The organism is Novosphingobium sp. GV079 (assembly GCF_003058045.1).
In the GTDB taxonomy this organism is placed as follows: Bacteria; Pseudomonadota; Alphaproteobacteria; order Sphingomonadales; family Sphingomonadaceae; genus Novosphingobium; species Novosphingobium capsulatum.
In genome coordinates this window covers 106,577-127,243 of record NZ_QBUE01000001.1, presented here as the reverse complement: position 1 = coordinate 127,243, position 20,667 = coordinate 106,577, and the positions used below count along the sequence as shown (strand labels likewise).

Sequence of the window (20,667 nt, the reverse complement as noted above, 5' to 3'; positions counted from 1 at the left end):
GCTCAGGGCCGCTGCGAAGCGCTGGACGCAGGGGATTGCATCAGGGCCGCCACCATCGCCTGGTCGAACCGCGCCTGCTGATCGGGGCGCAGCAGCGCGCGCATGGCAAACAGGTGCTGCAGGGTTTCCTTCTGCAACATGCCCATGGCCGCATGCGAGCGATCTACCGCCGCGGCCACGCGCGGGCCATAGCCGCGCTCGGCAACGATCGCCTGGGCCAGATCGCGGTTATCCTGCGCCATCTGCGCGCCATAACGGGCCTGCGCGGCGGCATAATCGGCCTCCAGGCGCGCCATGGCCTGTTCCTGCCCGGCATCGAGCGCCAGATCGCGGTGGATCAGCGTGTGAAAGGCGTTTTCCGCAGGCTGCGCGGGCTTAAACAGCATGCGCCCCACCCCCACCCCTGCCAGGGCCGCTGCAAAGGCCAGCAGGGCCACAAACACCATCTGGCGGGCGCCCATCACCCCGCCCCCATCAGCACAACCGAGGGCGCCTGTGCGGGCAAGGCCAGGGGGCTCACCAGCCTGGCAGGCTCATGACGCGGGCCAAAGGCATGCCAGGGCTGCTGGGCCACTCCGCCCGCCAGGCCAACCACCAGCGCCAGCGCCCCGGTCCAGGCCAGTTGCCGCCGTGCCTGCACGCGTGCCTGATGACGGTGCAGCCCGCCGATCACCGCCTGTTCCAGCGCCGCCCAATCCGCCACGCCGTCTGCCCGCCTGGCCGCTGCATGGCGCAGCCCGGCCAGCCCTTGCTCCACACTGCCCATTGCCCGCGCTTCTCCTGTCCTTGCCCTGCCTGCCCCTCATACGCACCGGAGTTGCTTGCCCCTCATCCCGTCGCCACATTTTTTTGCACATCGGCCAAGGGGTGAGGATCAGCGCTGCGTATCAGAGGGCAGCCCCGTTTCGAAAGGATCGTCGATGTTCATGCGCCATGCTGCCCTTCCCCTTGCGCTTGTCGCGTTCTGCGCTGCCGCCCCTGCTCTTGCCCAACCGGCATTGACCGCCGCCAGCCCCTCGGCTGATGCGGTGGTCAGCGCGCCAACGGTCATCACGCTGTCCTTTACCGAGGCGGTGGCCGTGCCGCCCTCCTCGCTTGCTCTGGTGATGACCGCGATGCCCGGCATGGCCAACCACCAACCGATGAAGGTCACCGGCTTTGCCACCGCCCTTGCTGAGGAGGGCAAGACCCTCAAGGTTACCCTCCCCCGCGCCCTACCGGCCGGCACCTATCGCCTGACCTGGCATGCCGGCTCCAGCACGGGCGAAAGTGCCGATGGCAGCTACAGTTTCACGGTGAAATAGGAAACTGGCGCAAAGGCCTCTTCAAGCCGCTGAAAAACATGAGATTTCCTACTTCGGCCGGTTTTGCTCCCTTTTCGCGCAAAGCCGGCCGAAATACGTTTGCGGCTCTGCGCGGCTCAAATTCAGGCTATCGTTCTAAAAAGAATGGATAATTCTGATAGCGCCCAGTTCCGGCTCGGCACCCGCGTCTATCGCTGACCGTATGAATGCGTTCAGTCCGTGGGCTCACGCAGGTTTGATCGACATGCGGTGGCGCCTTGCGCCCTTCCCCCATTTCAACTCGTCAAAAGACACTTCTAGCGGGTTAGATCCTGTTTAGAGTCGTTAGACAAGTTAAGCGCCGCGCTCACTCGCGCGAATCGCCAGAGTTTCGCGATTCGCCTGCAATGCGCTGTTCCTGATAGATCGACGTTCCGTTCCCGATGGATCGAAGCATCGTTCCCAAAGGATCGATCCCCCGTTCCCGATGGATCGAAAGGCCGTTCCTAAAGGATCGAAACACGCGTTTTGCTGTTCCCGAAGGGTCGATCTTTGCCATCAGGCGGGCGGTAACCGCGGCGGATTGAATTTCTTTTCGGGAACGCAGTGCTTTGAACGTTCAATCGCTGTGGATGATTTCACCGGTGTGACGAGAGGACCAACCGCGCACGACACTTCGCGAACGGCGGTTGCATGCAACAGCACGCGACACGTTCTTTCGAGAACGGCATTTGAGCATTGGTGAGTTTTGCGAACGCCGCCAACCGCACTTGCATTGCTGTCATGCTGTGTGGATGGCTTATCCCGCGCGTCGCTAAAGACGAACCGGGCGAAGGCAGAAAGCTGGACCCCGGATCACGTCCGGGGTGACGCAAGTGATGACATAGGGGGGCGCTGCCTTGGTACTGCTCCCCTCCCCTCCCCTCCCCCGCCCCTTCCTGTCATCAAACGTCTGACGGCAGGTGTGCAAATCGCTGCGACTCAGGCCAACGCACCTGCAGGATTACCCGAGGCTGGATTAGCGTCGTTCGTAATGGTGGAGGTAAAGCGCGATCACGGTGTCGCGCTGGGGCCCGCTCCGTGCGCATGGGGCACGGAGCGGGCGGCGCTGGTCAGCGCAGGGTGTGGCGGTGCTTTTCGTGATGGCGCTTGGCCCAGCCGATGAAGGCGCGCTGCCAGTCGGCCGGGGTGCGCGCGGGGTCGGCCGAAACCCAGCGTTCAAACTCGGCATGGAGCGCCTGGAAGTCCCAGCCCGGGCAGGTTTCACGCAAGTGCGCCAAGGTTTCATCGGTCATGAAACCGCGCGTGGCGGCGTGGCTGAGGCCGGCGATGGTCGAGCGGATTAGGCTGCGTGCGTCGACGGTCACGGGTGCTGGCACGGAAGGCGCTACATGATCCGCATTGCGCGATGCCGGCTTGGCTGGCGAAGTGTGGGCCACGAGCGGAGCTGCTGGCGCAGGTGCGGGTGAAGGTGCGGCAGTGACTGCGGGCAGGGGGGCAGGTCGTTTCCCCGGGGAAACGACTTCGGCGCCATCCTTGCCATCGACGCGGCGCATGCGCAGCAGCGGCTCGCCGGCCTTGCCCGCTTCAACGCTCAGCGCATAGCCGGGGAGGGCGTCCTTTTCCGCCAGCTTGAGAATCTCGAATTTGAAACGGCGATATTCGCCTTCTGCCCCGGATTTCTCGAACAGCGTGGGCATGGCGATGGCAAAGCCTTCCTCGCCCGCGCCACCGGCATGCTTGCGCGCCACTTTGTAGAGCCAGCGCTCGCGCCCGCCGGTGATGTTGAAGTAGGCGCGATCGATCGCCAGAACGCCGCCCTGCATCATCACGCCTTCCCAGAACCAATTGGACAGCTCCAGCGTCATGCCCTTGGAGCGTTCGGTGCGCTCGTCCACCAACTGGGTCCAGCCATCGAGCCAAGAGAACGTGGCCTCGCGGCGGTTTTCGGCGCGGATGTTGGTCTTGATCGTGGTGGCAACCAGGCGATCGAGCGCCTGGCCAAGCAATTCGTAGGCGCGGCCGGTGGTGGGGCGCCCGATCGCGCGCAGCAGGTCATAGGGCATAATGGTGAGCTTGCGCGGCACATCGTTGACCCCGCGCCGTACCATGTCGGCCAGAACGCTGGCACAGTAGATCAGGATGTCAGCGTCCCAGATCGTGGCCATGCCATAATCGGGATTGCCCGAGACGTGGACCCATAGCTTGCCATCGGGGCTGGTGTAATCGATCGGCTTGGTGCGCTTGGTCTTGGCCAGCGAAAAGAACGGGCGCTCCATCATCTCGCGCTGATCGCGCAAGGGCATGTCGGCCACGTAGGGCAGGAAGACGTCAAAGCGTTCGCTGCTGACGGAAGGTTTGCTGCGAGTCATGCGATGCCGGAGTGAGGGGAGGAGGGAAGGGCGGGTGACAACACCGCCAACCGGTACTGGCGTGGGCCAGCCCGGGGCAAGATGCGGTGGCGATGAAACGTGTGGAGGGCGACGCGCACGATCGTCAGCGCGCCAAGCACTGGCGGCGGACGGAACGCGTCACGCGAGGTTTGCGGGATAACACATGCGTCAGCGAACGGCACGCTGCGCGCGCCGTTCGCCAGGGGAGGGGGGTGCCAGGGAAGGGGCGGTGTTTCCCCGGGGAAACGGGGAAACGATGGCCTCACCGCTGCATGCCCTTGCCTTGGGCTTCGAGTGCGTCGAGCGCGGCGCGCACTCCTTCGATTAGGTCTTCGGTAGTGGCGCCAGTGCCGTTGTGCAGCTTGATCGTCACGCCCTGGCGCCCGGCCGACAGCACCGATACGGCGCGGCGGCCGCTCATCGGCGCGTCCCAGCTGAACAGCGGGCCCGATGGGCTGTTGCCGGCCGTGGGCGCAGCCAGCAGGCGCTTGAGCACTTCGGGGGAGGGCACCGTCGGCCGGCCAGTGCTGCGGGCGGCGTCCTGCTCCCGCGCAAGTTGTCGCGCTTCCTTGAGGATGGCGACCTGGGCGTTCTTGTCATCCAGCGCCTGGGCAAGGGCATAGCCGGGCTTGAGCTGGACATCGGCGGGGGAGGCAAAGGCGGCGACAATGGCATCGGGGATCGTTGCGACGCGCAGCATCTTTGATAGCCAACCCTTTGAAAGTTTTAGCCTTTCTGCCATCCGCGTGAGGTGGTTGCCGTAATGGTCCTTGAGCGCGAGCGCATAGTTGCGCGCGCGTTCCAGGTCAGACACGTCCTTGCGGGCGCGGTTTTCCAGATCGGCGAGGCGGAAAGCCGCTTCGTCATCGAGCTGGGCCACCTGGGCCAGGAACTGGAACTGGGGATAGGAATTGGCGCGCAGCCAGGCGATCGACCAATGGCGCCGCGTGCCGGCGATGACCTCGTAATCATAGGCCGGATCGTTTTCGATGCGGCGCACCACGGCGGGCACTTTCTGGCCGCCTTCGGCGATGATCGAATCGATCAGTTCGCGGCAGGATTCCTCGCTCAGATGCGCATAGGACCGGGCATTGCCTGCCCATACCCGCACCCGCGCGGGATCGAGCAGCAATTGCGTGACCTGGCGCACTTCGCCGCTGGCGACGCGGGCCAGCGCGCTTTCGCGGTTGAGCAGCGTGGTGCCGCGCAACGGGCCAAGGCCTGGCGCGGCCTGGCGCGGTGGGGAGGCCGGGGCAGGGGACACAGGCGGCGTCGGGGCAGGCTTGGCCTGCGCGGCCGGCACGGGCGCTGGTTCGTCCGCCACGCCGGATGGACGCGGCGCGGGCGTGTTGTCGATCACCACCGGCGCAGGGGCGGTGTCTGGCGTTTCTTCGTCTTCCGCCAGCAGCGCGGCGAGGTAATCGGATTGCTTGCGCGCCATGGCTTAGAACCTTGCGAAGGGCGGGAACGAGGGGAGGGAAGCGGCGCAGCGGCGGGCGGCGTGATCAGGCATGAAGCACATCCTCTTCCCGCGCCGGGGCAACGCGACCCCAGCCCGCGCGCACCAGCTGTTCGAGCTGGCCCAGCGCCTCGTCGAGGTTGGCGCGGCAGCGCTTGTGGGTCTTGGCTGTGCCGATCGGCTTTTCCAGTTCGTAGATCGTCATCATGCGCAGGGCGGCGTGGCTGATTTCCGCGCTTTCCAGGATGGGAACGGGCAGGAGCGCCGGGCCAAAGGTCTGCTCCATGATGGTGCGCACCATGGCGTGGCTGGGGTCGTTGCCGTCAAACTTGGAGCAGATCAGGCGAACAAACTGATAATCCACGGCAATTCCCGCTTCAACCAGCTGCGCGATAACCTGGTCCATCATCGAGAGGAACTGCACGGTGGAGCAGAAATCGGGCGTGGTGGCGGCCAGCGGCACGAGCAGCGCATTGGCCGCCTGCATCACCGCGAGCGAGATCGTGCCGAGTGCGGGCGGCGGATCGAGGATCACCACATCATAATCGCGCGCCAGATCGAGCAGCCCCTGCTTGAGCTTGCGAAACCGCGCCGCCAGCACCGATTGGCCATCGGCGCCGGCCGCGGCCAGTTCGTATTCCACGTCGAACAGTTCAAGGTTCGACGGAATCAGATCGACATTGGGCCAGGGCGTACGCTTGACCGCATAGAGCAGATCGGCCTGGGTCGGGTCGATCGACAGGTAGGGGTAGAGCGTTTCCTCGCGCGTGATGTTGAAATGCGGGTTGAAGCCGAACAGCGTGGTGGTGGTCGCCTGGCTGTCGCAATCGACCACCAGCACGCGATAGCCCTGCACCGCGAAATAGTGAGCCAGGTGAGTGGTCACGGTGGACTTGCCCACGCCGCCCTTGAAATTCTGCACCGCGATCATCGCCGGCACGTCGTGCGGCCCGCGCGTGGGCATGGCGCCCAGCACTTCGCGCATGTGGAGCATTTCCTGCACGCCATAGCCAATGCGCCGGCCATTGTCGCCCGACGGCGGGGGCGGCAGGCGCCCATCGTCCTCGGCCATGCGGATGCGGTTGGTGGAACAGCCCATCAGCTGCGCGGCTTCGGCAATGCCAAAGCGCACGTTGAGTCCCTTGCGGCTTTCGGGCAGAAAGGCCTTGCGCCGCAGGCGCTCGATCATTCGTTCGCCGGCCTGGGCCAGATCGCCGATTTGCCCCACGATTGCACTGCTATCAGCCATCATTCGCCCGTTTGAAGCTGTTGATGGGTATGCATAGCAAATTTCATTCAATTGAGCAACGCGTGGCTTGGCAATCTCTCGCGCGCGCAAAAAGACCGCAGCATGCATCCCTTGACCGGCTTGGGCGCCGTTCGGCATGCTTTTGCGATATCCATTTATCTATCTGATATTAAGCGCTATTTATGAAAATCGAACGGATGCACCGGCGCTCGCTCGTTCAAGCAAGCTTTTGGCGAACGGTCGAATTTGCCGGCCGGGGGGCGCATCGGCGGGGCGCCTGGGCGAGAATCACGGCAGCGGCCCGCGTGGCGGAATGTCGATCGCGTCACCGGGATGGAGCGCGCGAAACCGGCCCGGTGCCACGCCTTGCGCGGCCAGCGCGGCATCGAGCTGGCGCAGGGGATCATGGCGCGGTTCGTCGGTCAGCTTGAACGTGCCCCAATGGATGCCGAGCGCCCATTGCGCGTCGAGATCGTGCATGATCTGCACCGCTTCGGCCGGATTGGTATGCTGCGCCGCCATGAACCACCGCGGATCATAGGCGCCGATCGGCAGCAGCGCGCAATCGACCGGGCCAAACTGCTGGCGTAGCTGGCGAAAGATCGCGCCCGTGCCATAGCCGGTATCGCCCGCGAAATAGATCGTGCGCCCCGATGCCTGGATCATGAACCCGCCCCACAGCGCCATGCGGCGATCGCGTGGCGAGCGGGAGGACCAGTGCAGCGCCGGCACGAGATGCGCCAGGGCCTGCCCGGCGGCATCGAGCGGGTGGGCTTGCTCCCAATCGAGCGGCGCCAGGCGTGCGTGGCGGATGTGGCGGCGCACGATGCGATCGTTGCCCAGCGGCGTGATGATCAGCGGCGCGTGGGCGCGGTGCAGGGCCTTGAGCGTGGCCACGTCAAGATGATCATAATGGTTGTGCGAGAGCAGCACGGCATGGATCGGCGGCAGATCGGCCAAGGCGACGCCGGGCGCCGTCACGCGGCGCGGGCCGGCAAAGCTGACCGGGCTGGCGCGCACCGCCCAGACCGGATCGGTCAGGATGTTGAGCCCGTCGACCTGGATCAGCACTGTGGCATGGCCTATCATGGTCACGCGCAGGCCGGCGACGGCCATTTCGGGATGGGCTGGCACCACCGGCACATGGCGCGGCCAGGCATGGCGCGGCGCGCTGCGCCGCCAGCGCAGCACATCGCCCAGGCTGCGGTCGGTTTCCGGCTCGCCGGCCAGGTTGCGGAAGCGCAGCCCATCGAAATGATCGCTGATCGGGCCATGGTAATAGGGATTGCGCGGCATGAAGCCCTTTCGCGGCGGGGAAACCGGCGGAGTTGGACAAGGGACCTGGCAATTGGGAACGGCCTGCCGCGATTTCCAGGGGGCGGGCGCCCGATTGCCATTACCCGGCATTGCAATGCAGGGCCAAGTCGGTATGGACTGGCATTGCGTCGGTGCCGTGCCTTGTTTCTTGCGGGGTGGCATTTCCCCCCTCATGCTCGCCCCGGTGGATGGCTGCGTGCTGCCACTCGCCCCGGGCCGGGTCGTTGCCGCGATTGGAATATTTCTTGGTCCAGACCACGCTTGCCCCGGTGCGGGACGAGACGATCCGCCTTATCGACAAGGCGCGCCTGCCCGATGGCGGCGAACTGCTTCTGCTGCAGAGCGGCGACAGCTTTTCGATCGAGCTCGATGATGAAGAGCTGATGGGCAATACCGACCATGTTTCGGAAGAGGCGCTAGCGCTGATGACTGCGCAGCGCCTGGGCCGCCACGATGCCGCGGTGCTGATCGGCGGGCTGGGCATGGGCTTTACCCTGGGCGCCGCGCTCGATGCCTGGGGCCCCAAGGCGCGCATCCAGGTGGCCGAACTGGTGCCCGAAATCCTGACGTGGGCGCGCGGGCCGCTGGCTCACGTCATGGCCGGCAAGCTGGATGATCCGCGGGTGAGCGTGACGCTGGGCGATGTGCACGACGTGATCGCGCAAGGGCGCGGCGCCTATGATGCGATCCTGCTCGACGTCGACAATGGCCCCGATGGCTTTGTGCAGAAGCAGAACGACCGGCTCTATGCCGCGCCGGGCCTGACCGCGGCCTATGCGGCGTTGCGCCCCGGCGGCATCCTGGCGATCTGGTCGGCCGATCCCGATGGGCAGTTCACGCGTGTGCTTTGCGATACCGGGTTCGATGTGGAAGTGGAGTTCGTCCCGGCCTATGAAGGCGCCAAGGAAGATGAGCACTGCCTGTGGTTCTGCCGCCGCGATTGACGAAAGCGCGCCCGGCCTGATCCAGCTGCCGGATTAAATTCCTTCTTTCCGAAAGGTTGGGCACGTTTCCGCCAGCGGTGCGTTGCGCTGGCGGGGGCCTATCTTGCCCTTGTCGTGACCAACACCAGGCAAGCAGGGAAACACCGTGAATCAACCGGCACTCGAGACTCTTTCCCGCGCGGAACTGGAGGCAGAAGTGCTGCGGTTGCGGCAGGCCGGCGTGGTGTCGGGCGATGCCGCCGATGCCGCCGATGCCCACCGCCAGGCGCTGTTCGAGGCGATCGACGACGGTTTTTGCATCATCGAGTTCTTTGATGGCCCGCATGGCCCGATGAGCGACTATCGCCATATCGAGGCCAACAGCGGCTATGAGCGCCATACCGGCATTGCCGGCATTGTCGGCAAGACGCTACGCGATATCGCTCCGGCCGAGGCCGATGGCTGGCTGGCGCTTTATGGCGAGGTGCTGCGCAGCGGCGAGCCGGTGCGGTTCGAGCGCGAGTTCGTGACCGCCGAGCGCTTTATCGAAGTATCGGCGCGGCGCGTCGGGCCGGCCAGCAATCGCCAGGTTTCCGTGCTGTTCCGCGATATTACCGCGCGCAAGGCGCAGGAGGCGGCGCTGCGGCGGAGCGAGGCCCTGGCGCGCGACAACGTGCAGCGGGTGCAACTGGCGCTTGCCGCTGGCGCGATCATCGGCACCTGGATGTGGGACATCCCGAACGGGCAGGTGGCCGTGGATGAAGGCTTTGCCGGCGTATTCGGCTTGCCGCCCAGCGCTGACCCGGTGAGCTATACCATCGATCGCCTGCTCGAGGCCGTGCACCCCGACGACAAGCCCGGTGTCGATGCCGCGATTGCCGCATGCCTGGCCGATCTGGGGCACTATCGCCACCAATACCGCGTCAGGGGCCACGAGGGCCGCTATGCCTGGGTCGAGGCGGTGGGCCGGGTGGAAGCCGATGCGCAGGGCCAGGCCCGGCGTTTTCCCGGCGTGCTGCTGGACCTGGAGGCGCGGCGCGCGGTGGAGGCCGAGCGCGACCGCGTGACCGACGAACTACGCCGCCTGACCGATACGCTGGAACAGCGCGTGGCCGATCGCACCGCGGAACTGATGCACGCCGAGGAACAGCTGCGCCAGGCCCAGAAGATGGAAGCCGTCGGCCAGCTGACCGGCGGCTTGGCGCACGATTTCAACAATCTGCTGGCGGGCATTTCCGGCTCGCTGGAAATGATCGGCACGCGCCTCGCCCAAGGCCGCTTTGCCGAGGTGGAGAAGTATCTGGCCATGGCCCAAGCGGCCGGTCGCCGTGCTGCTGCACTGACCCATCGCCTGCTGGCCTTTTCGCGGCGCCAGACGCTCGATCCCCGGCCGACCGACATCAACGATCTGATCAACGGCATGGCCGATCTGGTGCGGCGCACGGTGGGGCCGGCGATTGCGGTGGAATGCGTCGGGGCGGCGGGGCTGTGGACCGCGCTGGTCGATGCCAGCCAGCTGGAAAACGCGCTGCTCAACCTGTGTCTCAACGCCCGCGACGCCATGCCCGATGGCGGCCGCATCACGATCGAGACGGCCAATCGCTGGTTCGATGCACGCAGCGCCGACGCCCACGAAATTCCGCCGGGCCAGTATCTCTCGCTGTGCGTCTCTGACACTGGCGTGGGCATGTCGGCCGATGTCATCGCCAAGGCGTTCGATCCGTTCTTCACCACCAAGCCGCTGGGGCAGGGCACGGGGCTGGGCCTGTCGATGATCTATGGCTTTGCCAAGCAATCGGGCGGCCACGCGCGGATTTATTCGGAGGAAGGCAGCGGCACCACGGTGTGCATCTACCTGCCGCGCTATTACGGCGCGGAACAGGCGCAGGGCGAGCTGAGCGGGCACTTCACGTCGGCTTCCGATCTCGCGCCGGCGCCGGGGCAAGGCACCGTGCTGGTGGTGGATGACGAGCCGCTGGTGCGCATGCTGGTGGTGACCGCGCTGGAAGACATGGGCCATCATGTGCTGGAAGCCGAAGACGGCGCGCAGGGGCTCAAGATCCTGCAATCGGATGCGCCGATCGACATGCTGGTGACCGACGTGGGCCTGCCCGGCGGCATGAACGGCCGCCAGATGGTCGACGCCGCACGCAGCCACCGGCCCGCCACGCCGGTGCTTTTCATCACCGGCTATGCCGAGAACGCGATCATCGGCAGTGGCCATCTGGAGCCGGGGATGCAAATCCTGACCAAGCCCTTTGCCGTGGGCGATCTGGAACAGCGCGTGCGCACGATGTTGACTGGGCGTGAGGACGGCTGAGGCGCGGGCAGGTGTGGGCGAATTTGCAGCTGTGGAGATGAACGAGATTGGCGGGAATTCGCCTTTGCCATCTCCAACTCCGTCATTCCCGCGAAGGCGGGAATCCAGCGACTGCTGCGCGAGAAAGACAGATGCCCAGTTTTTGCCAGCACCCCGCAACTGGATTCCCGCCTTCGCGGGAATGACGAGGGAATGGGCTAGAAGTGTGGTTAGCCGACTTTACGCCGTCGCATTTGTAAGTGGCGCTTCAACCATGCCAGAGCGAAACCGACGGGTATTGAAACAGCGATCAAGAAAGCGAATGAAAGCGGCCATGACCAGCCTTGCTTTCTCGCAAAAACCACGATGGAAAATGTAAGGAAGACGCTGACAATCTGAAAAACGTAGTCGGAGCGCAGGGGTTTCCGTTTGTGCATTGGCAGTTAAATGCATGAGCAATCCCATGTCAGCAAGTGTGCGTATGCACCCACCGGCATTTGCCCATGCGCCCAAGATCACGGGCGCGGGTGGGCTCCGGTCTTGACCAGCAGCGCCAGTTCGGTGCGGTTGGCCACCCCGAGGCGGTCATAGAGGCGGTGGAGGTTGATTTTTACCGTGCCCTCGGTCACGCCCAGGCTATCGGCGATATCGCGGTTGCGCAGGCCGGCGGCGACGCCCTCGGCAATCTGGCGGTCGCGATCGGACAAGGCGGCCATGGCGTCTTCGCCCGTGGCCGCAGGGCGCGTGGCGGCGGCAAAGGCGCGCTCCATCAGGTCCATGGCAATGGCGCGCTCTCCGGCCATGACGGCGGTGATCGCCGCTTGCAGTGCGCCGGGCGGGGCATGCTTGAGGACGATGGCATTGACCCCGCGTTGCACTGCCGCCACCAGGCTGGCATCGTCGAGTTCGGCCGCCAGGATCAGCACGGGCAAGGCGTCGCCGGCATCGCGCAGCGCGGAGAGAACGCCCACGCCATCGGGCGCGGGCATGCGCAGATCGACGATCGCCAGATCGGGCCGGGTCTGGGCAATGGCGGCAAGCGCAGCCGCGCCATCACCGACCGAGGCAACGATCTCGTGTCCCAGGCGGCCCAGCACCTGTTCCAGCCCGGCGCGCAGGAAGGCGTGATCGTCGGCAACGAGAATGCGGGTCATGACAGGTCCAGCGGCAGAGTGAAAAGCAAGCAAGTGTGGCCGGCACGCGTTTCCAGCGCAAACGAACCGCCCAGTGCGGCGGCACGCGTGGCGAGCGAGGCGGGCAGGGCATGGGGCGGCGGCCCGGCAAAGCCTTGGCCATCATCGCCGATCGCCAGGCACAGCGCGCCATCGCGTTCGGCAAGATCGATGGTGATGCTGCGCGCCTGGCCATGGCGCACGGCATTGGCGACGCCCTCGCGCACCAGGTGCTGGCATTCATAGACCAGCGCGGTGGATACCGGCAGCGGTGCGGGCGCTGGCGTGGGCGAGATGGCCACGTGCCAGTGGCGCGCCAACTGGCGCGCCAGCGCAGCGATTTCGGCATGGATATCGCGCTGGCCGGGCAGAATCTGCCCGTGCCGCAACTGCGCGATGATGGCGCGCACGTGGTCCTGCTCGCCCGCGACGCTCTCGCAGATTTCGGCAATGGCGTGGCTGGCGGGCGTGGCGGGGTTTTCCCCCTGGTCCAGCCGCAGCGCTTCCAGGCGAAAGCGCGCGCCGGCCAGTGTCTGCACCACGCTGTCGTGCAGGTCGGTGGCGATCTGGCCGCGCAAGCGGGCCATGGCCACTTCGCGGGCGAGGGCGCGGGCTTCCTCGTCGTCCAGCGCGGCGGCCACTTCGCGGGCGAGGGCCTGGGCGAGGAACAGGTCATCGGCATTGAGGCCGGGCATGCCATAGAGCACGAGCTGCCCGCGCCCGGTGCGCCCGGACAGCGGGATCGAGAGGCCTTCGTCTTCCGGGCCGGCCATCACCAGGGCGGGCCACTCGGGGTGGCTGCGCGCCACCAGGCGGCCTGATGCGGTAAGGCACAAGGCCCGCCCGCGCGTGCGATCGAACAGCATCGGCGTGGCCTGCGGCGGGGGCAGGGGCGGGATGGCGGCAGGCCGCGCCGCACTGCCGGCGGCATGGACGCGGGGATGTGGTTCTGCCGTGGCGGCCCAGGCCAGGAGGCCGCCCTGCGCCTGGCACAGGCCCATGGCATAGGCCAGGACCTGGGCCGGCAGCACGGCGTCGTCGCCCGCGTCCCCAGGCAGCGAATCCGCCGGGTCAAGGCGCGGCAGGGCGGGGCGCTGCCGCCCCTGGACAAACCAGGCGAGCAGCAGCGACAGCACGCCCAGCGTACTCAGCCGCCGCAGGAACTTGGTGGTATCGATCGGCACGCCGGCCCAATCGACCGCCAGCCCCGCCACGAGAAAACAGAGCGCCAGCCCCACGGCTGCCAGCATGGCGTTGCGCCGGCTCCATCGCGCCAGCGAGGTGAGCGTGAGGAACGCGTAGAACGTCATGAACGCGCTGAAGAAATCGAACGTGACGGCTTCTGTCGCGGCGAGCCCGATCAGCATGGTCAGCGCATCGATGAAAAAGGCCACGCCGCCGAGGCGAAATTCGAACCACCAGCTGCGCCAGGCGATGGCCAGCATGACCAGGGCAAAGACCAGATAGCCTTCGAACAGGAACGCCGGCTGCGTGCCGCCGAGCACGGCATGGGGCGGCGCGATCCACAGCCACAGCGTGAACAGGCACGCGATCAATGCCCGAATCGCGGCAAGAAACAGCCCGGAGCGCGAGCGCACGCCAGCAGCGCCCATGCCATGGTGTGGTGATGTGGCCCCGGTCATGGCGGCCTCCATGCCACGATCGCCGCGCGGTTCAAAGCCGGTGGTCAAGACGCGGCGTGATTGTGATGGTCTGTCACACAAGTGCAATTATCGATGGGTACTGGCCCCGTAACGAAAGATACAGACTCGTTGCGGAGGAGTGCACAGTGACTTACCCCAAGGCCGCCCTGGCCTCGTCGATGATGGTGCTTGCCTGGCTCAACGCCGGTGTGGCGCATGCTGCCGAAGCACCGGCCGCTGCGCCCGCAGCCGCTGAAGCCGCGCCCGATGCATCGGCCAGCGCCGATAGCGGTTCGCGCCTCTCTGAAATCGTGGTCACCGCAACCAAGCGCGAGACCAACCTGCAGAAGACCCCGGTGGCGATCTCGGTGGTGAGCGACCAGCTCATCAAGGACCGCCACGTGCAGAGCCTGATCGACCTCGCCGATGGCGGCGTACCGTCCTTGCGCGTCGCCACGTTCGAAGCGCGCCAATCGGCGCTGACCGTGGGCATTCGCGGCATCGTGCCGTTCGACCAGAACCAGACCGCGCGCGACACTGGCGTGGGCGTCTATATCGACGGCGTCTATCTTGCCCGCTCGCAGGGCCTCAATGCCGCGCTGTTCGACGTGCAGCGCATCGAAGTGCTGAAAGGCCCGCAGGGCACGCTGTTTGGCCGCAACACCGAAGGCGGCGCGGTCAGCATCGTGACCAAGGACCCGACCGGCCAGTTTGACGGCCGCTTTTCGGCAGGCGTGGGCAATTTCGGCAGCCACACCGTGGAAGGCCACCTCGACCTGCCCGAATTCAACAACATCGCCATCAAGATCGACGGCGTGCAGCAGCACCAGGACCCCACGGTAAAGAACCCACTGGCGGGCCAGGCCGGCTGGAACCAGTATGATCGCACCGGTGGGCGCATCTCGGCCAAGTGGACGCCGATGCCCGGTTTCTCGGCGATCGTTTCCTATGACAAGGCCAAGGACGAAAACACCCCGAACTACAGCCAGCTGATCACCTACAACCCGCAGGGGCGCACGGTTGGCCAGTACATCCAGAATCCCAATGGCAACGGCAAGTATATCCTGGTGGCGCCCGGCACCACCTCGGCATGCTCCTCGTGCATCGCGCCGCTTTCGTCGCTGATGACGCCCACCGGTGACAACCGGGTCAAGGTGGCGCCGATCGGCGTGCCGCAGCAGCCCAGCGTCGACCGCACCGAAGGTACCTCGCTGCACCTCAACTATGACGTGGCGCCGCACATGCAGCTGCGCTCGATCACGGCATGGCGCACGGTTTCGACCGAGCAGTGGGACAACTCAGGCGGCGCCGCGCGTACGATCTTTGCGCCCAACACCGGCTTCTCGCGCTACAGCCTCTCGTATCTCAACCAGCGCCAGTTCAGCCAGGAACTCCAGCTCGTCGGCAGCCTGCCGCAGGTGGATTACGTGCTGGGCGCCTATTACTTCAACGAACGCGCCCAGGAACAGGCATCGACGCCCTCGTCCAACACCTGGAACGTCGATGGCACCGGCTATACCATCAACAGCGAAACCGTGGTCGGCCCCGTCACCTCGTCCAACCAGGGCTGGGCGATCGGGCAGCAGTTCCTGCAGCGCGCCAGCCAGGCCTTTGCCAAGAGCTATGCCGCGTTTGGCCAGGCGACGTTCACTCCCGATGCGCTGGGCGACAAGCTGCACCTGACCGTGGGCGGCCGCTATACCCACGACAAGCGCGACGGCACGCTCTATCTCGTGCAGGGCGCGGCAACCAACTATCAGTTCCACGAAAGCGTCAGCCGCTTTGATCCGCTGGTCGTGGCCGCGTTTGACCTGACCGACAATATCCACGCCTATGCCAAGTATTCGACCGGCTATCGCGCCGGTGGCGCCAACGACCGTTCGCAGACCTTTGCCGCGTTCGGCCCCGAAGCGGTCAAGGCCTATGAAATCGGCACCAAGATGGACCTGATGGACCACCGCGTGCGCCTGAACCTGGCGGGCTACATGATGGACCGCACCGGCACCCAGACCGATTTCGACAACGTCGATACGCGGCCCTATCTCGACAATGGCCTGCCCAACCCGACGTTCAACCTCCACACCGAGGAAACCCGCAACGCGCCGGGCACCTCGCGCATTCGCGGCGTGGAAGCCGACCTGACGGTGCAGGCAGCCGAGGGCCTGACGCTGAGCGCGTCTTACGCCTATACCTATACCCACATTCCGGCGACGGCGAACCCGTTCCTCAACAACCAGCTCTATCAGGTCTATGTGGTCTATACGCCGGCCAACGCGGCGTCGGGCGCGATCGACTATGCCCTGCCGGTCAATGCCAATGGCAGCGAACTGCGCGTGCACCTCGATGCCAACTATGCCGATCCGCAGTACAGCTTCCAGAACGAATCGGTGAAGACCGACTCCAGCTTCGTGGTCAACGGCCGCATCGCGCTGGCCTCGGTGCCGCTCAATGGCAGCGCCAAGGCGACGTTCTCGGCCTGGAGCCGCAACCTGTTCAACACCACCTACATCTATCGCCGTTCGGGCGCCAACGATGCGGTGCTGGGCGATTATGGCAACTTCAACCCGCCCCGCACCTTTGGCGGCGAGATCGCCATCAGCTTCTGATCACAACGAAATTCCGAGCCCTCACTGGGCGGGCAGTTCCACCGTGGACTGCCCGCTTTTTTTTGCCCGTTTTCCAGCCCGTTTGGGCAGAATCGCGCCAAATTCCGGCGGTGTCTTGCCGTGCGGGCGGTTTGCCCTATTTCGGGAGGTGCGATGAAACCGACCGATCTTTCCCAGCTCAAGGCCAATGCCGCGCACATGGCCGGCCGTCTCAAGGTGATGAGCCATCCCGAGCGGCTGCTGATGCTGTGCCGGATGGACGAGGGCGAGGTGAGCGTGACCGAACTGGTGGCGCTGACCGGGCTGTCGCAATCGGGCGTATCGCAGCACCTGGCGCTGCTGCGCGGCGAAGACGTCGTCGCCGTGCGCAGCGAGGCGCAGGTGCGCTGGTACAGCCTGAAGGACCCGGTGGTTTCGGGCCTGATCCACGCGATGTGCGTGATGTGCGAAGCTGGCGCGATCAGCCAGCAACATTCTGCCCAGCAACATTCTGAATGAGAGACGACAGCCAGTTCAAGTTTGCGGCAGCGGCCGCGTCATAGCGTGTCTTCCGGGACGACAAGACCCGAGGTGGGAGACACAAGATGAAGACCATTCGCATTGCCGCCATCATGGCCGCCGCGCTGACCATTGGCGGCACGGCCGCGCAAACCGCCCAGGCCCAGGCCTGGGGCGGATATAACCAGGGCTATGGGGGGCAGGGCTATGGCGGCGGCTATTACGGCGGCGGTGGCGACTGGCAGGGCCGCCGCATGGCTTTCATCTGTTCGGGCCAGCGCGCCCATGGCCTGGAAGCGCGCCTGCGCCACGAGGTGGACGAAGGCGATATCGATCCGCGCCAGGCCGGCCGCATCCACGATGCGATCGACGATCTCGAAGGGCGCCAGCGCAATGAATGCGGCGAGGGTGACTGGCGCTCGGTCAACCGCATCGCCATGCGCTATGACCGCATCGAAGGCTGGATCAACGCCTCGGCCCATCAAGGCGGCGGCTGGGGCGGGCGTGGCTGGTAAGGTCAGCCGAGCGCAATGGCCTGTTGCGCCAGGCTGGCCATCGCCGGGCGATGGCTGACCAGCAGCAGGCCGGTGCCGGTCTGATCCAGCCAGGCGGCCAGGCGCTGGTGCAGCCGCGCCTCGGTCGCCAGGTCCAGCCCCTCGCTCGGCTCGTCGAGCACGAGCCAGGGGCGGCCTGACAGCAGCGCCCGCGCCAGGGCAATGCGCCGGCGCTGCCCACCCGACAGGCGCGCGCCATCGCCGCCCAGCCACTGGTCGAGACCGTGGGGCAGGGCGGCCACCACGTCATCGGCACAGGCCACGTGCAGCGCGGCCTGCATCGCGGCGCGATCGATGCCGGGCCGCGCCAGGGCGAGATTATCGGCCACGGTACCCGCGATCAGCGGCGCTGCCTGGGGCATCAGCGCAATGGCCGGCCGCACCGCTGCCAGGCCCAGGTCGCGCGGATCGTGCCCGTCGATCGCCAGCGCCTGTGGCGCATCATCGCGCAGGCCAGCCAGCGTTTCGACCAGCCGCGTCTTGCCCGCGCCCGATGGCCCGGCGATCAGCACCCGCGCCCCGGGTGCCAGGGTGGTGCCGGCAATGGTCAGCGTGGGCCGCGCCGCCAGCACTGGCGCGGGCTGCGCCGTGGCCAGGGTGGCGCCCGCCTGTTCCAGGCGTTCCTGCGCCAGGCGGGTATCGGGCGCATTGGCATCGTGCGCGGCCAGTGCGCTCCACGGCTCCAGCGCGGCCATGGCCGCCAGGAGGGCGAGGGCCAGCAGCGGCGCGGTGCCTTGGGCCATCAGCACGATCGCCGCCAGCGTCACCGCCGCGATCAGCGCCTGTATGGCAGCAAGCCAGGCTTCGGCCTGGGCCACGGCGTGGTGCGCCCGGCATTGCGCAGTGGCGCGCTCGTGCAGCGCCTCGGCCAGGGCGGGGGCCAGGCCATAGACGGCGATATCGATCGCCGGTGCGGCCATTTCGGCATAATCGGCGGCCAGTGCGGCATGGGCGCGGGCGCGCTCGGCCTGGCGCGCGGGCAACAGGCGCGTGGCCATCGCCGGGCCGGCTACGCGCATGGCTGCCAGGCCCGCGGCCAGCACGATCAGCGCCGCCACGCCCAGCGCCAGCGCGCAGGCCAACGCGACGATTGCGGCCGCCCACGCCCCTACGCGGGAGACACGGCGGATCGCGGCGTCTTCCAGCAGATCGACATCGCGGCCAAAGCGCGCCGCCATTTCCCCGCTGCGCCCGGCCTCGCGCCCGGAAAGCGCCGCCTGTGCAATGCGGGCAAACAGGCCGGCGCGCACTTCTGCCAGGGCAAACAGCGCGGCGCGGTGGCCCAGCATGCGTTCGCCATAGCGGCTGGCAGTGCGGCCGATCGCGGCGGCACGAATGCCCGCGCTGGGCAGGAGATAGTTGAACGCGGTGACCGCCGCTGGCCCACCCAAGCCCGCCAGCGCTGCGCCCGCCAGGAACCAGCCAGCGGTGGCGAGCAGGCCCACCCCGGCGAGCGCAGCTATGATCGCGCAGGCCATGGCCGCGCGCAACACGCCGCGCTGGCGGGCAAGCGGCGCTTGCAGCAGCGCGATCATGCCGCGTTCCTGGCGGCGGGCGCGTCAACCGCGCAGCAGGTCTGTGCCAGGGTGGCCAGATCGGCATCATGGGTGGCGGCCACCACCAGGCGGTCTTGCGCGCAGCGGGCCAGTACGGCGCGCACCGCCGCCGCGCTGGCGGGGTCGAGATCGGCGGTGGGCTCGTCCAGCAGCAGGATCGGCCGGCCCGACAGGATCGCGCGGGCGAGGCCAATGCGCCGCCGCTCTCCGCCGGAAAGCCCGGCACCGCGATGATCGATCGCCATGGCAAGGCCGCCGCGCCGCGCCAGCATCGGGCCCAGACCAAGCTGCGCCAGAAGATCGGCTATCGCGGCGTCATCGGGCTGCGCGCCCGTGCGCCCGAGCAGCAGGTTGCTGGCGAGGGTGCCCGGCAGCAGCGACACTGCCTGCCCGGCCCAGCCGATCAGGGCAATGGCCGCGTCGCCAGGCCAGGGTGCCCCGTCTGCCACGATCTGCCCTTCGGCCAACGGCGCCTGCCCGGTCAAGGCAAGCAGGAGCGAGGATTTGCCGCTGCCGGTGGCGCCGGTCACGGCATGAAGGCCCGGCCCACGCCAATCCCAGGTGAGCGGGCCGATCCGCGTGCCATCGGGATAGGCGATCACCACATCGGCGCCGTGCAGGTGGCGCGGCGTTGCCGTTGCCGGTTGCGCTGGCCGTTCCGCGATCGGCGCGGCATGGGCCAGCGCCTGGTCGATCGCCGCCAATGCCGCCTCGCCGGTCTGCTTGTCGTGATAGGCGGCGGCCAGGCGCCGCATGCCGAGATAGAATTCGGGCGCCAATGCCAGGGTATAGAACGCGCGCGCCAGGGTGAGATGCTCAGGCGCGGGGAACGGCAGCAGGCCGAGCAGGGCAAAGCCGCAATAGACCGCGACCAGCGCCACGCAGAGCGCCGCGAAGAATTCGAGAATGGCGTTGGAGGCAAAGGCCACTGCCAGCACGCCCATCGTGCGCCGCGCCACATCCTGCGTCGCCATGGCCAGTTGCCGACCGATGCGCTCTTCCGCGCCGGATGCCAGGATCAGCGGCAGATGGGCGATGCGATCGACGAACAGGCCCGAGGCACGCTCCAGCGCGCGATGCTGCGCCTGCGCGCGGCGTGCCGCCATACCCCCGGCCAGGATCAGCCCGAACACGAAGGGCACCAGCGTGGCCAGCATGATGGCGGCCGAAACCCAGCTGGCCGGCGCGACGGCCAGGGCGATCAGCAGCGGCCCCAGCGCGCTGGCCCCGCGCAACGGCAGGAACCGCGCGACCAGCCCTTCGGTGCGATCGACGGTATCGACCGCCAGGTGCACGTCTTCACCCACCAGCGCCGCGCGCGCGGTGCGGCTGGGCAGTAGCGCCGGCCACAGCCGCTGGCGCAGGCCGTCTTGGAACCGCGTCGCAGCGGCCTGCCCGGTCAGCCGCGCGCGGGCCAGCGCCAGGGCGCGCCAGGCGCCACCCGCGAGCAGCAGCGTGGCCGCCGGCCAGGCCGGCAGCGCGCCATCGGCGCGCGACGCCACCGCCCAGGCCAGGCCCGCCGCAACCGGAATGGCACCGGCGCTGTCAGCCAGCCACCAGGCGGTGGGGCGCGGGTTGCGCGGAGGGCGGGTCGCCGGGCGGGAATCGCGGGCAGGTGCGGCCTTGTGAGACAATCTGTCCATCTTCTTATAACAGGAAATCGTGATATAAACGGTAATCGATTCGAGGAAACCCGCGTTTTGCCCGGTTTTCCT

At 66.9% G+C, this 20,667-nt stretch carries 17 protein-coding genes; 6 read left to right on the top strand and 11 right to left on the bottom strand.

Annotation, left to right across the window (positions count from 1 at the left end; translation table 11 throughout):
• Positions 1–2: 2 nt before the first annotated feature.
• Positions 3–461, bottom strand: coding sequence for a periplasmic heavy metal sensor (locus C8K14_RS00515; RefSeq protein ID WP_107715268.1), 459 nt, complete (start codon positions 459–461; stop codon positions 3–5).
• Positions 461–766: a hypothetical protein gene (locus C8K14_RS00510; protein ID WP_107715267.1), complete on the bottom strand. Its 306-nt coding sequence runs from the start codon at positions 764–766 to the stop codon at positions 461–463. The genes C8K14_RS00515 and C8K14_RS00510 overlap by 1 nt, the downstream gene beginning before the upstream one ends.
• A 160-nt stretch (positions 767–926) precedes the next feature.
• Here C8K14_RS00510 and C8K14_RS00505 point away from each other — a divergent pair, with 160 nt between their 5' ends.
• Positions 927–1,304: a copper resistance protein CopC gene (locus tag C8K14_RS00505; RefSeq protein WP_107715458.1), complete on the top strand. Its 378-nt coding sequence runs from the start codon at positions 927–929 to the stop codon at positions 1,302–1,304.
• A gap of 346 nt (positions 1,305–1,650) precedes the next feature.
• Here C8K14_RS00505 and C8K14_RS22545 read toward each other — a convergent pair whose 3' ends face one another.
• The 5 genes from C8K14_RS22545 to C8K14_RS00485 all read right to left on the bottom strand — a co-directional run bounded on the left by C8K14_RS22545 (position 1,651) and on the right by C8K14_RS00485 (position 7,680).
• Positions 1,651–1,842 (bottom strand): hypothetical protein, encoded by a 192-nt coding sequence (locus C8K14_RS22545; protein WP_133726734.1) that lies wholly within the window; start codon positions 1,840–1,842, stop codon positions 1,651–1,653.
• Positions 1,843–2,395: 553 nt separating this feature from the next.
• Positions 2,396–3,655 (bottom strand): replication initiator protein A, encoded by a 1,260-nt coding sequence (locus tag C8K14_RS00500; protein ID WP_107715266.1) that lies wholly within the window; start codon positions 3,653–3,655, stop codon positions 2,396–2,398.
• Positions 3,656–3,938: 283 nt separating this feature from the next.
• Complete coding sequence (locus tag C8K14_RS00495; protein ID WP_107715265.1) at positions 3,939–5,117, bottom strand: ParB/RepB/Spo0J family partition protein; 1,179 nt, start codon at positions 5,115–5,117, stop codon at positions 3,939–3,941.
• Positions 5,118–5,181: 64 nt separating this feature from the next.
• Entirely contained in the window at positions 5,182–6,384 is a 1,203-nt protein-coding gene (locus C8K14_RS00490; RefSeq protein WP_028658115.1) for an AAA family ATPase, read from the bottom strand.
• A 288-nt stretch (positions 6,385–6,672) separates the two neighbouring features.
• A complete protein-coding gene (locus C8K14_RS00485) occupies positions 6,673–7,680 on the bottom strand; it encodes an MBL fold metallo-hydrolase (RefSeq protein WP_107715264.1) in 1,008 nt (335 codons plus the stop codon).
• 266 nt (positions 7,681–7,946) lie between these two features.
• On the opposite strand from C8K14_RS00485, the gene C8K14_RS00480 reads away from it, so the two are divergent.
• Both C8K14_RS00480 and C8K14_RS00475 read left to right on the top strand, forming a co-directional pair.
• Entirely contained in the window at positions 7,947–8,645 is a 699-nt protein-coding gene (locus C8K14_RS00480) for a hypothetical protein (protein ID WP_062784330.1), read from the top strand.
• Positions 8,646–9,348: 703 nt separating this feature from the next.
• Positions 9,349–10,944 carry a PAS domain-containing hybrid sensor histidine kinase/response regulator gene (locus C8K14_RS00475; RefSeq protein ID WP_233250853.1) on the top strand — a complete coding sequence of 532 codons (1,596 nt, stop codon included), beginning with the start codon at positions 9,349–9,351 and terminating at the stop codon, positions 10,942–10,944.
• Between the two features lie 494 nt (positions 10,945–11,438).
• Here the strand turns inward: C8K14_RS00475 and C8K14_RS00470 are convergent, their stop codons facing one another.
• Entirely contained in the window at positions 11,439–12,077 is a 639-nt protein-coding gene (locus C8K14_RS00470) for a response regulator transcription factor (protein WP_062784258.1), read from the bottom strand.
• Positions 12,074–13,738, bottom strand: coding sequence for a histidine kinase (locus C8K14_RS00465; protein WP_158271839.1), 1,665 nt, complete (start codon positions 13,736–13,738; stop codon positions 12,074–12,076). Before C8K14_RS00465 ends, C8K14_RS00470 begins: the two co-directional genes overlap by 4 nt.
• Positions 13,739–13,917: 179 nt before the next feature.
• Here C8K14_RS00465 and C8K14_RS00460 point away from each other — a divergent pair, with 179 nt between their 5' ends.
• The 3 genes from C8K14_RS00460 (at position 13,918) to C8K14_RS00450 (ending at position 17,357) form a co-directional block, all read left to right on the top strand.
• A complete protein-coding gene (locus C8K14_RS00460) occupies positions 13,918–16,344 on the top strand; it encodes a TonB-dependent receptor (RefSeq protein ID WP_107715457.1) in 2,427 nt (808 codons plus the stop codon).
• A 153-nt stretch (positions 16,345–16,497) separates the two neighbouring features.
• Entirely contained in the window at positions 16,498–16,842 is a 345-nt protein-coding gene (locus C8K14_RS00455; protein ID WP_062784262.1) for a helix-turn-helix transcriptional regulator, read from the top strand.
• A gap of 86 nt (positions 16,843–16,928) precedes the next feature.
• Complete coding sequence (locus C8K14_RS00450) at positions 16,929–17,357, top strand: hypothetical protein (RefSeq protein WP_062784264.1); 429 nt, start codon at positions 16,929–16,931, stop codon at positions 17,355–17,357.
• Between the two features lie 2 nt (positions 17,358–17,359).
• Here the strand turns inward: C8K14_RS00450 and C8K14_RS00445 are convergent, their stop codons facing one another.
• Positions 17,360–18,931 (bottom strand): ATP-binding cassette domain-containing protein, encoded by a 1,572-nt coding sequence (locus C8K14_RS00445; RefSeq protein WP_107715261.1) that lies wholly within the window; start codon positions 18,929–18,931, stop codon positions 17,360–17,362.
• Complete coding sequence (locus C8K14_RS00440; RefSeq protein ID WP_107715260.1) at positions 18,928–20,595, bottom strand: ATP-binding cassette domain-containing protein; 1,668 nt, start codon at positions 20,593–20,595, stop codon at positions 18,928–18,930. The genes C8K14_RS00445 and C8K14_RS00440 overlap by 4 nt, the downstream gene beginning before the upstream one ends.
• Between the last annotated feature and the right edge of the window lie 72 nt (positions 20,596–20,667).